This window comes from Roseburia yibonii (assembly GCF_014297335.1).
Taxonomy (GTDB): domain Bacteria; phylum Bacillota; class Clostridia; order Lachnospirales; family Lachnospiraceae; genus Roseburia_D; species Roseburia_D yibonii.
Map to the genome: position 1 here is coordinate 56,554 of NZ_JACOQH010000003.1, position 14,683 is coordinate 71,236.

The window sequence follows — 14,683 nt, forward strand, 5'->3', positions numbered from 1 at the left end:
CCTCCTTTTTTCCTAGCCCAGATCTAAAACACCGACATATGGAAGGTTTCTGTATCTTTGATCATAATCCAGACCATATCCCACAACAAATTCATCCGGAATCACGAATCCGGTGTAATCCACACTCACGTCAGCGATCCGTCGATCCGGCTTGTCAAGCAGTGTACAGAGCTTTAACTTTTTCGGATTTCTTTCTTTTAAGATTTCAAGAAGACACGCAAGTGTTCTTCCGGTATCAATAATATCTTCTATCACGACCACGTTCTTTCCGGCAATGTCCTCGTCGAGATCCTTTTTGATCTTGACATTTCCGCTGGATGTTGTTCCCGAACCGTAGCTGGATACTGTCATGAAATCCATGGTCACCGGAACCGTGATCCGCTTCGCGAGCTCACAGGTAAAAAATACCGATCCCTTTAAGATACAGATCAGATGCACCGGTTCTCCCGCAAATTCCTTACTGATTTCTTCGCCCAATTCTGCGATCCTTTGGTTCACCTTTTCCTCCGGCAGCATTACGCGAACTGATTCACTCATCTTTTCATTCCTCCATCATATCGTACTTCTAAAATTCTTCTGGTATCCTTCGTCACTTTATAGTAAGCGCTGATGCGATAACCGACGATCCAGAGGATGTGGCTGCCATCCGCAAGAAGCGGGATCCGGTCACGCTCTTCACTCTGGATCTTTTCGTCGATAAAATAGCTTTTCAGCTTCTTTTTTCCACCTTTTTCATCGAGGACAAAAAAGTCGCCTTCCTGCCTCGTCCGAATTTGGGTACCATGTTCTATTTTATCATAATCAAACCATTTCGTATACTGATTTTTCGGAATTTCACCAATTTTCGGATTATTTGAGAAAATACGAAAGGCAAACGCCTCTTCCTTTCGATTTCCTTCCTTTTTTTGCACTTTCTCCTGCCCGATCCGGATTCCTTCATAGGTTCTTGCCGCGACAAGTCCAAACGGGAGTGAGATTTTTCTGCCCACCTGTTTTTCCATCAGCGCAAGCACCTGGGCAACATGTTCTCTGGTGATATCTTTCTTGGCTCCCGCAAGCCTTCCGAGCAGATCGTATACGATCTGCTTTTGCAGGATCACCGGGCAGGCACAAAACGCTTCCTGTCCGATCCGTGCGCCCTGCCTTTCGTCTCTCACACAGTGCGCTTCCGCTTCCTTGGCCTGCGCCTCAAGGTACGCAAAGACCTCGGAGAACTCCTCCGCCGCCTGCCCGATATGGGAAACCGCCTGCGCGTTCACGCCGTTTAAAGACGGCAGTGCCTCATGGCGGATACGGTTGCGCGCGTATATATCCAGGGCATTGGTACTGTCGGTGCAGTACGGCTGTCCCGCCTCTTTTAAATACTGCTCGATCTCAGCACGGCTCACGCCAAGGAGCGGACGGATGATATTGCCGCGCACCGGCGGGATGCCGCCCATCCCCTTTATGCCGCTTCCACGCGCGAGATGAAAGAGCACGGTCTCCGCCTGGTCGTTCTCGTTGTGCGCAACCGCGATCTTTGCCTGCTCATACTGCTCCGCCACCTGAAAAAACGTATCATAGCGGAGCCGTCTTCCCGCTTCCTCCGTTGATTCTCCGCTCTCTTTCGCAATCTTTTCCACCGCGTAGGAAAACCGGTGAAACAAGATATCCTTCTGTTTGCAGAGGTTTTCCACAAACGCGGCATCGGAAAGACTCTCTTTTCCACGGATCCCGTGCTCGATATGCACAACGACCGGCAGAATCCCCCGCTCTTTGCAGACCTTTTCCAGCAAAAGCAGGAGGCAGACGGAATCCGCCCCGCCGGAAACTCCGATCACAAGCGTCTTACATCCATCTAACATATGATATTTTTCCATAAAAGATAACATCTTCTGTAAAATCATTTTTTACGCTTTCTCCCATACCGCCGCCACCAGGACCGTCATGTCATCGCTGACCTTTCCGTCCGTGTATACAAGCACCTGATCCAAAAGCTGCTTTGCGAAACGCCCCGGATGATTGGTATCGATCCCTGCGATGATGCTCTCCATCGCTTCCTCTGGATGCGGCACATTTAAGTATTCCAGCACACCATCCGACATCATGATGATAAAATCACCGTCCGAAAGACTGCGTGTGGTCTTTTCGATCTCAACACTGTGATATACCCCCACCGGCAGATTTTCCGATATCAGGCACTCCACACAGTCCGCGCGTCTGATAAAAGTCGCGGACGCACCGATCTTATAGAAGGTGCAGTTCCCATCATAAAGATTGAGTGCGCTGATGTCAACCGTGGAAAACAGATCGTCCTCGCCACGGATGACCATTGCGGAATTCATCATGCGGATCGCGGTCTCCTTGGAAAATCCCGCCTCCAAAAATTTCTCTATTAACTCTATCACCATTTCGCTTTCCTTACAAGCGCGGCTCCCCGAGCCCATGCCGTCGGAAAGGCTCATGACAAACTCTCCGTCCACAAGCTCCTGAAAGGAAAAGTTATCGCCGGATACCGATGCCCCTTCTTTGACGAGGCGCGCCACTCCGTGTACCGTGTGATAGCGTGTGTCTTCCTCAAAGACCAGACGGATGCGCTCCTTCCCGATCAGATTTTTTTCGTCACGGTGCGGACGCACGCACCATCCGGTCGCGGCATGAACCGCGCGCACCAGTTCTTTTACCGGTATGCAGCCGTCCTTTTTTACCGAAACGGAGAGCGCAAGCTGCCTTTTTCCATCCTTTTTTTCATAGACCGCTCCCTCATGTACAAAGATCCCGCGCTCTTTTGCCTGATAACGGATCTCCGAAAGAGCCTTCTCCTCTTTGGCGCTGATGTCCTCGGGCGGCTTTGCGCAGTCTTCCATAATATATGCCATTGCGCTTAGCTGCTGCGCAATGACTTCGCGGTTCTCCTGCAGTCTGTTGTACCACGCCATATTGAGTTTCGCTTTTTCAAATACCCGTACCGCCTCCTCCACAACTTCCGAGGTATATGGGCAGCAGGTGCGGAGCCTCTTTTCTTCTTTTTCATCCGGCACGCCGTTTTTCCGGATGGATAAAATCAGCGCGGTGAAATATTCCTGTATCGGACTTTTTTCCCGTTCCCAGCAGAGTGCGCACTGGTCGCAGGAGATGCAGATCTTTCCCGCGATCTCATCTTTCATCCTTCCGTATTCCTCCGCGGCGAAATCCTTTTTGTCCACGCTCATCCCGGAGAACACCTGCGACAGCCCGAGAAATGAGTCCGCATAGGTTTTCAGCCGTTCTTCCCCGGGCAGCATCTGCGGCGCGGCGCCATTCTTTTCTTCTTTTTTCTGAAAAAAAAAGTAAAAAAAACGATGCAGCACCATGGTCAGTCCGAAAATGAAGATTCCTTCCAGGATCCCGCTCACCGGTTTCCGGTCATTCATCCAGTTAAACACCCCGCCAAATACGGAGAGAACCGCAGTTGCCACTCCGGCAGTCCCCGCCGCCAGCGTCACTTTGCAATGCCGGTTCACCCACTCGGACATCTTTATCACTACAAAGGTGACGAGCACTGCCATCGCGTATTTCGCGGTCTGGGTGATCGGCAGAAAGAGCACCATGCCAAGATACAGAAAAAAGGTAAACGCCGCCCTCCCCTGATCCTGCAGATACACCGCCGCAAAATACGCCGGAATGATCGGATAGCATCCGGCAAAAGACACCCTGCATATCAGCATTCCAACGAAATAAGTAATGATCTGTTTTGTTTTCAGTCGTTTCATTTTATCCAGCCCTCCTTGATCTCGCTTCGTTCATCCAAAGCAAGGGCTATTATAAAAAGGCATGTCTGAAATGTTTGTCAAACCATCGTTCCATTTCAAAAAAGTTTTCGGCATTTTCTCCGTTCATATGGAGTTTTGAATCGAATTGACGCACCTCACGCATTTTAGGCAGTTCAAGCGCAGGTACCTCTTCCATTTTCCTCATCGCCATTACAGAGACGGGATGCGTTCCGCATCCCACTTAAGATCAGCGGTCGTCATTACAAAAAAACCGCTGCGCACCGGCAGCGGTCTTACAATCCACATTTTTTATTTTCCATCCTCGGTATCCTGTTCCTTAAACACGATCTCATTGTTATAGACCAGTCCGAGCTTACTCTTTGCGACTTCTTCTATGTACTGCTGCGACTGCGTATACTGCTCATAATCCGCAAGCTGCTGCTGTTCTTCCGTCGCGTCTTCCAGCTGTTCGTTTAACTCCTTTTCCTTCGCGATATAGGTCTGATCCTCTTTGTATAGTTTCACGATCTGGATCGACATTACGATCAGGAACATGAATACGATTCCCGATACGCATAACTTTCCCATTCGATTTTCTTTCTTTTTCCGTTTCCGATACCTGCCCATGGCAAAGCCTCCATTACAGTTTACATAACCCTATTTTAACCAGTCTGACTATTTTTTTCAATATCTTTTTCAATTTTTTTAAGGGACGGCACAAAATTCCTGCCATCCGGCGCAGGATGCGAAACACCGTCCCAAAGATAATCGCCATATATTTTACAAAAAACGGACTGACAAAACGGTTATAGCAAAGCATTCCGACTGCCATCCCACCGATCGCGAATCCCCGGATCAGCCCGTCATTTTCCCGGTAAAGCATGGCAAACACGAACAACGCGCAGCACAGCCAGTAGATAAAGTCCTCGACCGCAGTCCAGACCGTCCCATGCGCGATCACGCGCCGGATGACGCGGAACAGATCATAAAAAAGGATCATCGCGGCTCCGGAAAGAAGCGCTACCAGAAGAAACCGGAGTTCGGTAAGGATGCTCTCACTGACCATCATTTAAAAATACGCCCCAGAAATGACTCTCCCTGCTTTGCGTAACTGTTGACCTCCGAATATGCGATACTGTCGATCCTGCCTTCCACGTCCACTTCCCCCTTCTCCAAGGACAGGCGGTTGACGTGAAGATCATTTCCCTTGATTAAAAGCATCCCAAGTTCCGTCTCTAAAAGGATCTCCGCCACATCGAAGGACAGCACATCCACGATGCCGCTGAAGCTGCCGGATTTGCGGTTCTGCAATAATACTTTATGTGTCTTTGAAACTGTTTTTTCTTCCATAGAAAAAGCCTCCCAATTTACTTGATAAAAGGCCTGTTCACCTTTTCTTTTAAGTATATTAGGAGGCTTCCTTAAATATGTCCGTTTTTACAGATAACGGAACAGATCTTTTGCTTCTTCTTTTTTGGTCGTATCCTGGAGATCCAGCACTTCCACCTTTACGGTCTTGGTTCCGAACAGGATCTCTATGATATCCCCCACCTTCACATTCACCGATGCCTTGGCAGGTTTTCCGTTCACCATGACGCGTCCTGCGTCACATGCCTCATTTGCCACGGTGCGCCGTTTGATCAACCGGGATACTTTTAAAAACTTGTCCAGTCTCATGGTCATCCTCCATTTTCCTCGTCGCCATTACAGAGACGGGATACGTTCCGCATCCCGCTCTGATCAGCGGTCGTCAAATGGCCGCTCGTGCAAGCACGGCGCCCATTTTCCTCGTCGCCATTACAAAAAAACAGAGGTTATAACGAAAAATCCGATTTTCGTTACACCTCTGTCAAACATAAACCTAATTATGCGTTGATCATATCTTTTAAAGCTTTACCTGCTTTGAATTTCGGTGCTTTGGAAGCTGGAATTGTCATTTCCTTACCTGTCTGCGGATTTCTGCCTGTTCTTTCAGCTCTCTCAGATACTTCAAATGTTCCGAAGCCTACTAACTGGATCTTTTCACCCTTCTTTAATTCTTCAGCCACTACATCTGTGAAAGCCTTTAATGCTGTTTCTGCATCTTTTTTAGATAAGTTCGCTTTGTCAGCCATAGCTGAAACCAATTCTGCCTTGTTCATGTTAAAATTCCTCCTCTGGACTTTTCAATAATATATGAGGCGTTTTATCTATTTTACCTACGAATATATTTATACTTGTTTTTCCTAGGTTTGTCAAGGGATTTCGGCGTTTTTAGCCCCTATTCCCCGGTCAGCGTATCCATAATGCCGGATAATGTTTTCAAATAACTTTCCGTTGCCGTATTCGTTGAATCACTTTCCGCTTCATCCGTGATCAGGGAATTTCCGAGATTCGTCTGCGTACTGCCCGAGTTCCCGCTCTGTGTGCTGCTCTGACTGCTGTCTGTGACACCAGTCTGGGTACTGTCTGTCGTGGTGCTCTCGCTGCTGTCACTCTGCGTGCTGTCGCCCGTTGTTCCCTGCACGGTATCCGTCGATTCTGTGGACTCTTCCCCGGAACTTACCGCGTTTTCTGTCAGATCGATAATGATATTCGCCGTCTCGGAATTTACGACAAGCTGTCTCGACCATGCGGAATATCCCGTTGCCGCAGCCTGAAGCGAATGTGTTCCATAGGTAACCGTAACCGGCATTGAAAGATCCACCGGCTGACCGTCTAAGAGCACCGTCGTATCCGGCACTGTCACGGTAAAGGAAAGCTCACAGGATTTCGGCCCCTCTCCCTTTATCATATCGAGATCCGCCGTCACCGTCTCATCCCGTGTTACTGTGATGTCCATGCTTCCGCCATATCCGTTTCCGGCTGCTGTCAGCCGGTAATCGCCCTCCGGCACTTCGATGGTCATCCCGCCTGTGATCTCATAATAATATTTCTGCGCGCCCGAGAGCATGATGTATCCGCCCTCAAAGACATCCGTCCCATACAGTTCGATCTCGCCATGTCCGGTCGTCACCGTGACTGACAGGATCCGCCGGCCGATCCCCCAGACGCGGAGTTCATCCCCGTCTCCAATATCATTTACCAGGATTGTTCCGTCATCCGAGAAAAAGTTGGTGTCTTCATCGATCGCGTAATTCGATGTCCCGATCGTAAATACGTTCCGCTCCTCATCGATGCGGTATTTCTTCACCTGGCCGCGTTCCCACGCCTGATCGCTCACCGTGACCTCCGTCAATATGCCGTCGTCCGTTGCGCGGAATGTGACCACGCTTCCGAGTTCCAGCCGCGCCAACGACATGATACTGCCATATTTATTGTAAAAACAGGTCCCGCTGTTGTAACTGCGCTCTAACAGCTTTCCGTTTTCCACTTTCTGCAGTGTCAGCATCTCCGACTGTGTATCAATATTGACGACCACATGAAGCCCCGCCACGGATGTACTCTGCTCCGACGGCTCCTCCGTGCTCTGCTCCTGTTTCGCCGCACTGTTATATGTATTCTTTCCTGTCGTAAATTTCGGCTGTTGTTCCGCTCCGGCACATCCTGCCACCAAAAGCAAAACTGCCAGTAACGGTATCCATATCCTCCCTCGTATCTTCATGCCTTCACCTCATCCTAATCTGCCGTTTCCATTTTCCCATTTTTGCTCATTATACAATACTATCGCACAAAATGAAACAGCATTTCAAGGAACTGCTGCCGTTCTTTTTCCTGCCCTGTCACTTTGTCTAACTTTTCTATGTCTCTGCCGGATACCCAGGACTTTCTGGAATTGTAGTAATGATTCGCCACTTTCCAGAATTTTTCCGGGTAGGCGAGCCTGAAACAGATCTGCTCACATTCCATGGCGGACAGCTTTTTCTTTTTGTCATACGCGCGGATCATATCCATGCCAAGCCCGGTATTCCAGTTATGTTTTTCTAAGATCTTTCGCATAAAATGCGCCAGGTCGCTCACCTGAACATCGACATGAAGCTGCTCGAGATTGATGATCCAGATCCCTTCTTTGCGGAACAGGATGTTGTGCTGATTGTAATCGCCATGGCACAGTCCGTACATCTGCTGCCATTCGCTCTCTTCCCGGTGCGCCGCCTGCTCCTTTAAGCGTTCCTCCACCTCTTCCGCCTGCGTGAGGTAGCCGCTGTAATGTTCCATAAATTTTGTCTCAAACAGATTTTTCTTCTTTTTTGCACGGATATAATTGCGCACCTTCTTTAGCTCACGCGTATGTCTCTCATACTCTCCGATCAGGATCTGCTCCGACACAAAGAAGCCTTCCGGTATCTGCCCGTCATACTGCGCAAGGCACTGGTGCATTCTTGCTAGCTGCGCAACCGCCTCCAGAATGTCATCCCTGCTTTTGGTATCGCACTCCCTGCCACTGTACCAGTCTTTTAAAAGGTAAAAGCCTTCCTCCGCGCTTCCGGAAAGAAACGCCCCCTCGGTCGTTGTTATGATCCCGTCCGTTTTTATGCCTGCTTTATTTAAATATTCCGCAACATCATGCAGAATCTCCGCCCTGACAGCAGAACCTTTATATTCCTTTAATATTTTTTCTCCGCACTCTGTGATGCAGATAATCGCCCCACGTCCTTTCGCCGTCTCCGTTACGGTAAGCGGATACTGTTCCATCAACTGCTCTGCCTGATTATACAAAAAGAACCCCTCCATATGTTCATCCTGTCCCTTTTTTCATGCTTTCATGGAAAGGGTGGATTTGTTATTCTTTCTATCATATGAACAGGTTCTTTAAAGTATAACTCATTAAATATTCTTTTGTATTTTTCTGCGGATCCTCTAACACCAGCGCGAGCAGGGCATTTAAGATCTCCCCAATCTGTTTCCCCGGTTTGATCCCGGCACCGATCAGGTCTTTTCCGCTGACCGCAAGTTCTTTTAACGTCAGGCAGTCGCCTCTTCTTCTGATCTCCTCATACATGCGCTCATAGGCATCCACATACGCCAGCTTCTCTTTCTGTCCCGCTTTGCTCTTTGCAAGGATATCGGCACGTTTTACCAAAAACAGCGCCGGATACTGCTCGATGCCCGCGCGGTGGACCGCCTTTCGCACAGACGCTTCATCTAACGGCGGATTATCATCATGCCAGGTGATCAGGCGGCACACCCTGTCCATCGTATCACAGTCGAACTTTAATCTGCGGAAAATGGCATGCGCCATCTGCGCTCCCTTTGCCGGATGTCCGTGGTAATGGTAAATGCCTTTTTCGTCTACCGTGCGGCACACCGGTTTCGCAACATCATGAAACAGCATCGTAAGGCGCAGCACCTTATCCGGTCTGATCGCGCACATCGCATGGATCGTGTGCTCACCTACCGTATAACAGTGATGTGGATTTCTCTGTTCTTCTTCCATCATCGCGTCAAATTCCGGCAGGATCACCTTGGAGATCCCGGTCTCATATACCGTGCGCATCTCCTCGGGATGCGCGGAAACCAGAAGTTTGACGAGCTCGGTCTGTATGCGTTCCGCGCTGATCCGCGAAAGATTCGGCGCAAGCGAGATGATCGCCCCTCTTGTCTTTTCTTCGATTGAAAATCCAAGCTGTGCGGCAAAGCGCACCGCGCGAAGCATCCTTAATGCATCCTCACCGAAGCGATCCATCGGATCGCCCACGCAGCGGATCACTCCTTTTTTCAGATCCGCGATGCCGTCAAACACGTCGATCAGCCCCTCGGCGTCATTGTATGCCATCGCATTGATCGTAAAATCACGCCTTTTTAAATCTTCAAGCAGGTTTGCCGTATAAACAACATTCTTGGGATGTCTTGCGTCCTCATACTCCCCATCGATCCGGTAAGTCGTGACCTCGAATCCCTCTTTGCCAAGCATGACCGTCACCGTTCCGTGCAGGATCCCGGTGTCGATCGTCCGTCCAAACAGAGCCTTCACTTCTGCCGGCTTTGCCGATGTCGTGATATCCCAGTCCCCGGGTGTCCGCCCGAGCAGGGTATCACGCACACAGCCGCCGACCGCATAGGCTTCATACCCGGCTTCGGTCAGACAATTTATGATCTTGCTTACTTTTTCCGGCAACTGGATCCGCATGCCTTCCTCCTACATGAATATATACCGTCCTTTGGACGTTGTCTTGATCTGATAGAGCAGATCGTCCGCCTGTTTGATCAGCCGGTTGATGTCTTCCTCATTCCGCACCTCGTCCGAGCCCGCGATACCGATCGAACAGGAAATCTTTTTATCCGGCGGCAGTGTGATCGTTCTGCCGAGATCCCGCTCGATCTCCTTTTTAAAACCGTCACGCTCCGCGATCCGCTCATAGATCTGTTTTGCTTTTTTCTCTAAGGTCTGCTTCCGGTTATTCTTTATGAATACGATAAATTCATCCCCTCCGTAACGTGAGACAAATCCCTCTCTTCCACAGACTTCACGGAAGATCCCGGCCATCTCCTTTAAGATCAGATCGCCGGCATCATGTCCGAAAGTATCATTATACCCCTTAAAGTTATCCAAATCAATAAACATAAGCGCAAAACTTTTTTTCTGATCTTTCTCCGCGATCTCTTTCATGATCTCCTCGATGCGCATATAAAAGCCCTTGCGGTTGTAAATGCCGGTCAGCTGATCCGTGATCGCCGACTGGTAAAGCTTCGTGTTCATCTCATAGACTTTCTCATACGCGTCCAGCCGGTTCAGGGAATACTGCACCTCTCGAAACAGCAGTTCATAAACGCGCAGATCATCTTCATCCAGCATATAGCGGTTGACCGAGGAATGCCAGTTGTCCTTCATGAGGACGTAGGCGATCAGAATGCTCTCCGGTTTTCCGTTATTCATAAACGGAACCGCAACCATGGAACATACTTTATCTTCCCCGAATAACGATATGATATTCAGATGCGCGGAGTAGTTGCTGCTGATCTTTGAGACCGCAAATCCACGCGGATCTTCCTCAAAACAGTCCGCCAGAAAGCGCTGGCATTCTGCCGTGATCTTAACCTCGGTATTGTTAAAGAGGATCTGCCCTTTTCCCTCCTGATAACGGATATAGAGCGCCTTATCCACGGAAAAATGGTAAAGGAACGTCTTCATAACGGTCTCCATCATCGTTTTCGCCGATACATCCGTCACATCGATCAGCTTCTGCCACACCGAAATGAAATCCATCTGGCGTTTTTTCTGCTGATACGCGCGGTAAATGCCCTCCTGGCTGATCAGGTCATTGATCTTATGCATCGAAATCTCTGTGCCTTCATCCTGACTCAGGCCGACATGTTCCAGCACTTTTAAGCTTTCTTCGAGATCAAGGCGTTTTTCCGTCTCTTCATACTGTTTTAACAGCTCACGCTCATTGTCACGCAGCTCCAGCCTTCCCACCGACTGGTAGAACTGGATCCGGCTCTCTCGGAACAGCCGGTAACAGAAGAACTGGTTTCCCTCCGCCTGCCGCAGATGGCGCTCCGCGATCTCGTAATCCTTCGCCGCTTCTGTCTCTTTTTCTTCCATTACATCCAGTAATGCCTGCGCGAAATAGTATAAAAACATGTCATCATCACATTTCGCGTAATCATGGATGCTTCCGATCTCATCGGTATCCTCTTTTTCGAGAACATAATTCAAAAAATGTTTACAGCTTAACAGATACCGCTCGCAGTTGAAGCGGTTTCCAGTCAGCACGCTGCAAAGCGCAAGGATTCCGTACAGTTTTGAGATATTACAGACACGCAGACTGTTTAACTGCAACTTTTCGATCGTCTTCATGCAGAGCGTCAGGTACTCGATCGCCTGTCTGTAATCGCGCATCTGAATGCAGTTTAAGGACATATTGTAGAATACTTCCGCAATATCCTGCGGCCGATTCAGATCATAAAAGATCTGAACTGCTTTCTTAAAGTACCGGACCGCCTCTTTCGTCTTTCCAAGAGCACCCAGGTTGTACCCGAGCCCGCTGTAGATACGTCCCGCCTTTAAGGAATGTTTATTCTTCATGGACTCAAACGTCCGGACAGAGTAAAGGATCGAGATCTCATACATTCCGTTCGTGGACGCGAGCATAATATTTTTCTGATACGCGCTGTATACAAGCTCCTCGTTTCCGATCTCCTTCGCGAGCGCTACACCCTTGCTGAAATAGAGCAGCTGCGCTTCGGACTTATATGCCCGCGCCACGATCTCCGGCTTGTTGTCATACGCGTAGACATAAATATAGGCAAGATGATTCTTATAATTGTAGCGGATCAGCTTTTCGATCAGTTCGTCACTGATATCCACATTCTGCGCACAGAAAAAGATATTATACCAGCCGGACATCCTCGCCTGAACCTCTAAAAGTTCACTTAAAAACACCCATTTTTCACTGCCGGCTTTTTCTGCGCATTTCTGACTTTTTTTTGCGTACTCAACCGCGTCAAACAGCCGTCCCTGGTACATGAAAACGTTACCGGTGAGGTAATAATAAAAGAGCATCCGAATATCCGAGGAAAATGTCGTCCTTAGATCTGTAAGCTCTTCACATATTTCAAGTGCCTTGGAAAGATCCATGGAGTACATTGCCGCCCAGCAATACTGTGCCCAAAGTTCAAAATGCAGATCATCATTTAAGGTCAGATTCTCAAATTTGATCTTGCGGTCTACGCTGTCAAGATAATAAAGTGCCTGGGAAAAATCCATCAGCTGCACCAGGTTGGTGATCTTCTTTAAGGATTCTTCTTTTTTGAAAATATCCGCCGAAAACTGTTTTTTGCGCACCGCGTCTGTCGTCCCGATATGGAAGACCTGACTCTCGTCTTTTAAGCGCTCCATCAGCCGGTCCCAGACGGGAAGCACATGCTCCGGGATGTGGATCAGATCGTTTACCCCAAGCACCACTCCGATGTTTTTTGCTTTTTCTTCTTCCAGAAGCCGGTCAAGCAGCGTGAGCGTCGTCCCCGCCGCCAGCTGGATCCGGTTTAAGATAATAAGACACGGCTTTTTCTCTGAAAGCGAAAGGAGCATGCGCAGGATACCCTCTGTCATACATTCCTGCTCATACTCGATCTCTCCCAGGATCAGCCCCTCTTCACGCCGGCAGAATCCGCCCTTCCGATAAGAGCGGAGCATCTGCCTGTGAAGATAATAGATATCGTTTTCCTCTAAGAATTCATCAAAATTCTGTCCGCCCTGTTCTTCAAACATGGCGGAGATCAGGTCTAAAAACGGCTCATAGGGTCCTGACATCTCACTCGGATCAAACTCATAAGACCAGACGAACACGTCCTTCTGGTCTCTGACGCGCTGCGGTATCGTAAGATCCTCGATCGAAAAATCGTTACTATACCGCGCCAGTGTCATATTTCCCGCATGTCCGCCGATCCTTTCATAGACCTGTTCAATGATTCCTTCGTAATACTTCTCTACCATGCGACCACCTCATATTCCCTGTCTCCTGTTTTTTGCGCCATGCACCGGCTTTTTCTTTAGTAAGCCTTTCCCCAATATACCAGCTTATGTGCCGGCTTTCCACAGCATACACACACATCTGAGATCTGTTCCTGATCTTCAAACGGCATACATCTGGATGTTACTGCGAGCTCTTCTTTGATCTTGTCCTCGCACGCGCGGTCCTCACACCACATTCCACGGATAAATCCCGGCTTGTTCTCCGCGATATCCTTAAATTCATCGTAATTGTGTGCATCCCAGATATGCGCGTCACGATGCTTCTTCGCGCGCTCATACATATCTTTCTGGATCGTCTCCAAGATCTCCGGTACTTTTACTTCCAGTTCATCGAGCGCAACCTCGATCTTTTCTCTGGTATCTCTGCGGACAACCACGCACTTTCCTGCCTCGATATCCTTCGGTCCAAGTTCCACACGAACCGGGATACCGCGCATCTCCTGTTCGGAGAATTTCCATCCCGGGCTCTTATCCGAGTCATCCAGTTTCGCGCGGCATACCTTTCCAAGGCGTTCTCTTACTTCTTCTGCCTTGTCAAGCACACCTTCCCTGTGCTGCTGGATCGGAATGACCATCGCCTGTACCGGCGCGATATGCGGCGGCAGTACCAGACCGTCATTATCGCCGTGTACCATGATCAGCGCGCCGATCAGACGGGTCGTCATACCCCAGGAAGTCTGATGTACATATTTTAATGTATTGTCCTTATCGGTATACTGAATGCCAAATGCCTTTGCAAATCCGTCTCCGAAGTTGTGGCTGGTTCCGGACTGCAGTGCCTTTCCGTCATGCATCAGTGCCTCGATCGTATAGGTCGCCTCTGCTCCCGCGAATTTTTCTTTCTCGGTCTTCTGTCCACGGATCACCGGGATCGCCAGTACCTGCTCGCAGAAATCCGCATACAGATTGAGCATCTGGATGGTTCTCTCCTTTGCTTCCTCTGCTGTCGCGTGCGCAGTGTGTCCTTCCTGCCATAAGAACTCTCTGGAACGCAGGAACGGACGGGTCTCTTTCTCCCAGCGCACAACCGAACACCACTGGTTGTATACCTTTGGCAGGTCACGATAGGAATGTACGATATTTTTATAGAAATCACAGAAAAGTGTCTCGGATGTCGGTCTGACACACAGACGCTCCGGCAGTTCGTTCAGTCCGCCCTGCGTCACCCATGCCACTTCCGGCGCAAATCCCTCCACATGATCTTTTTCTTTTTCGAGAAGGCTTTCCGGGATAAAGAGCGGCATGTATACATTTTCAACACCGGTCTCTTTAAATCTTCGGTCCAGTTCTTTCTGGATGTTTTCCCAGATGGCATATCCCGCCGGCTTGAAGATCATACAGCCTCTGACAGATGAGTAATCCATCAGTTCTGCCTTTTTCACAACGTCGGTATACCATTGCGCGAAATCCTCCTCCATGGAAGTGATCGCTTCTACGAGTTTCTTTTCTTTTGCCATTTCTTTTTATCTCCTTAATACTGTCGCAATTTATTTTATTCCTTGCGGATAAATAATCTCCCTTATATTTTCCACCAAAAACGCGCTTCCGTCAACTG

Annotated in this window: 14 protein-coding genes; all 14 read right to left on the reverse strand. The window is 49.0% G+C overall.

Annotated elements, in window-relative coordinates; all coding sequences use genetic code 11:
* Positions 1-12: 12 nt before the first annotated feature.
* Positions 13-537 carry a hypoxanthine phosphoribosyltransferase gene (gene hpt, locus H8Z76_RS05150; RefSeq protein WP_022516540.1) on the reverse strand — a complete coding sequence of 175 codons (525 nt, stop codon included), beginning with the start codon at positions 535-537 and terminating at the stop codon, positions 13-15.
* Complete coding sequence (tilS, locus tag H8Z76_RS05155; RefSeq protein ID WP_147618268.1) at positions 534-1,886, reverse strand: tRNA lysidine(34) synthetase TilS; 1,353 nt, start codon at positions 1,884-1,886, stop codon at positions 534-536. Before tilS ends, hpt begins: the two co-directional genes overlap by 4 nt.
* A gap of 3 nt (positions 1,887-1,889) precedes the next feature.
* Positions 1,890-3,731, reverse strand: a complete 1,842-nt coding sequence (locus H8Z76_RS05160) for a SpoIIE family protein phosphatase (protein WP_186981856.1) — start codon at positions 3,729-3,731, stop codon at positions 1,890-1,892.
* 49 nt (positions 3,732-3,780) lie between these two features.
* On the reverse strand, positions 3,781-3,927 hold the full coding sequence (locus H8Z76_RS05165; protein WP_186981857.1) for a hypothetical protein: 147 nt from the start codon (positions 3,925-3,927) through the stop codon (positions 3,781-3,783).
* 113 nt (positions 3,928-4,040) lie between these two features.
* The gene (locus H8Z76_RS05170) at positions 4,041-4,358 is read right to left on the reverse strand and encodes a septum formation initiator family protein (RefSeq protein WP_022516536.1); all 318 of its coding nucleotides are present in this window, start codon (positions 4,356-4,358) and stop codon (positions 4,041-4,043) included.
* A gap of 13 nt (positions 4,359-4,371) precedes the next feature.
* Positions 4,372-4,800: a spore cortex biosynthesis protein YabQ gene (gene yabQ, locus H8Z76_RS05175; protein WP_186981858.1), complete on the reverse strand. Its 429-nt coding sequence runs from the start codon at positions 4,798-4,800 to the stop codon at positions 4,372-4,374.
* A complete protein-coding gene (gene yabP / locus H8Z76_RS05180; protein WP_022516534.1) occupies positions 4,797-5,081 on the reverse strand; it encodes a sporulation protein YabP in 285 nt (94 codons plus the stop codon). The genes yabQ and yabP overlap by 4 nt, the downstream gene beginning before the upstream one ends.
* A gap of 87 nt (positions 5,082-5,168) precedes the next feature.
* Positions 5,169-5,408, reverse strand: a complete 240-nt coding sequence (locus H8Z76_RS05185) for an RNA-binding S4 domain-containing protein (protein ID WP_022516533.1) — start codon at positions 5,406-5,408, stop codon at positions 5,169-5,171.
* 188 nt (positions 5,409-5,596) lie between these two features.
* Positions 5,597-5,872 (reverse strand): HU family DNA-binding protein, encoded by a 276-nt coding sequence (locus H8Z76_RS05190; protein ID WP_022516532.1) that lies wholly within the window; start codon positions 5,870-5,872, stop codon positions 5,597-5,599.
* Between the two features lie 119 nt (positions 5,873-5,991).
* Positions 5,992-7,314 (reverse strand): hypothetical protein, encoded by a 1,323-nt coding sequence (locus H8Z76_RS05195; protein ID WP_147618265.1) that lies wholly within the window; start codon positions 7,312-7,314, stop codon positions 5,992-5,994.
* A 59-nt stretch (positions 7,315-7,373) separates the two neighbouring features.
* Entirely contained in the window at positions 7,374-8,369 is a 996-nt protein-coding gene (locus H8Z76_RS05200; RefSeq protein ID WP_243240441.1) for a CotS family spore coat protein, read from the reverse strand.
* A gap of 76 nt (positions 8,370-8,445) precedes the next feature.
* On the reverse strand, positions 8,446-9,780 hold the full coding sequence (locus tag H8Z76_RS05205) for a CCA tRNA nucleotidyltransferase (RefSeq protein ID WP_186981860.1): 1,335 nt from the start codon (positions 9,778-9,780) through the stop codon (positions 8,446-8,448).
* Between the two features lie 9 nt (positions 9,781-9,789).
* Positions 9,790-13,089: a tetratricopeptide repeat-containing diguanylate cyclase gene (locus H8Z76_RS05210; RefSeq protein ID WP_186981861.1), complete on the reverse strand. Its 3,300-nt coding sequence runs from the start codon at positions 13,087-13,089 to the stop codon at positions 9,790-9,792.
* A gap of 56 nt (positions 13,090-13,145) precedes the next feature.
* Positions 13,146-14,585: a proline--tRNA ligase gene (gene proS, locus H8Z76_RS05215; RefSeq protein WP_147618261.1), complete on the reverse strand. Its 1,440-nt coding sequence runs from the start codon at positions 14,583-14,585 to the stop codon at positions 13,146-13,148.
* Between the last annotated feature and the right edge of the window lie 98 nt (positions 14,586-14,683).

Excerpts from the sequence above, each read along its gene's own strand:
- yabP (WP_022516534.1), bottom strand. The coding sequence starts at position 5,081 with ATGGAAGAAAAAACAGTTTCAAAGACACATAAAGTATTATTGCAGAAC.
- H8Z76_RS05190 (WP_022516532.1), bottom strand. The coding sequence starts at position 5,872 with ATGAACAAGGCAGAATTGGTTTCAGCTATGGCTGACAAAGCGAACTTA.
- H8Z76_RS05210 (WP_186981861.1), bottom strand. The coding sequence starts at position 13,089 with ATGGTAGAGAAGTATTACGAAGGAATCATTGAACAGGTCTATGAAAGG.
- H8Z76_RS05160 (WP_186981856.1), bottom strand. The coding sequence starts at position 3,731 with ATGAAACGACTGAAAACAAAACAGATCATTACTTATTTCGTTGGAATG.
- proS (WP_147618261.1), bottom strand. The coding sequence starts at position 14,585 with ATGGCAAAAGAAAAGAAACTCGTAGAAGCGATCACTTCCATGGAGGAG.
- hpt (WP_022516540.1), bottom strand. The coding sequence starts at position 537 with ATGAGTGAATCAGTTCGCGTAATGCTGCCGGAGGAAAAGGTGAACCAA.
- H8Z76_RS05185 (WP_022516533.1), bottom strand. The coding sequence starts at position 5,408 with ATGAGACTGGACAAGTTTTTAAAAGTATCCCGGTTGATCAAACGGCGC.
- H8Z76_RS05170 (WP_022516536.1), bottom strand. The coding sequence starts at position 4,358 with ATGGGCAGGTATCGGAAACGGAAAAAGAAAGAAAATCGAATGGGAAAG.
- tilS (WP_147618268.1), bottom strand. The coding sequence starts at position 1,886 with ATGATTTTACAGAAGATGTTATCTTTTATGGAAAAATATCATATGTTA.
- yabQ (WP_186981858.1), bottom strand. The coding sequence starts at position 4,800 with ATGATGGTCAGTGAGAGCATCCTTACCGAACTCCGGTTTCTTCTGGTA.
- H8Z76_RS05205 (WP_186981860.1), bottom strand. The coding sequence starts at position 9,780 with ATGCGGATCCAGTTGCCGGAAAAAGTAAGCAAGATCATAAATTGTCTG.
- H8Z76_RS05165 (WP_186981857.1), bottom strand. The coding sequence starts at position 3,927 with ATGGAAGAGGTACCTGCGCTTGAACTGCCTAAAATGCGTGAGGTGCGT.
- H8Z76_RS05195 (WP_147618265.1), bottom strand. The coding sequence starts at position 7,314 with ATGAAGATACGAGGGAGGATATGGATACCGTTACTGGCAGTTTTGCTT.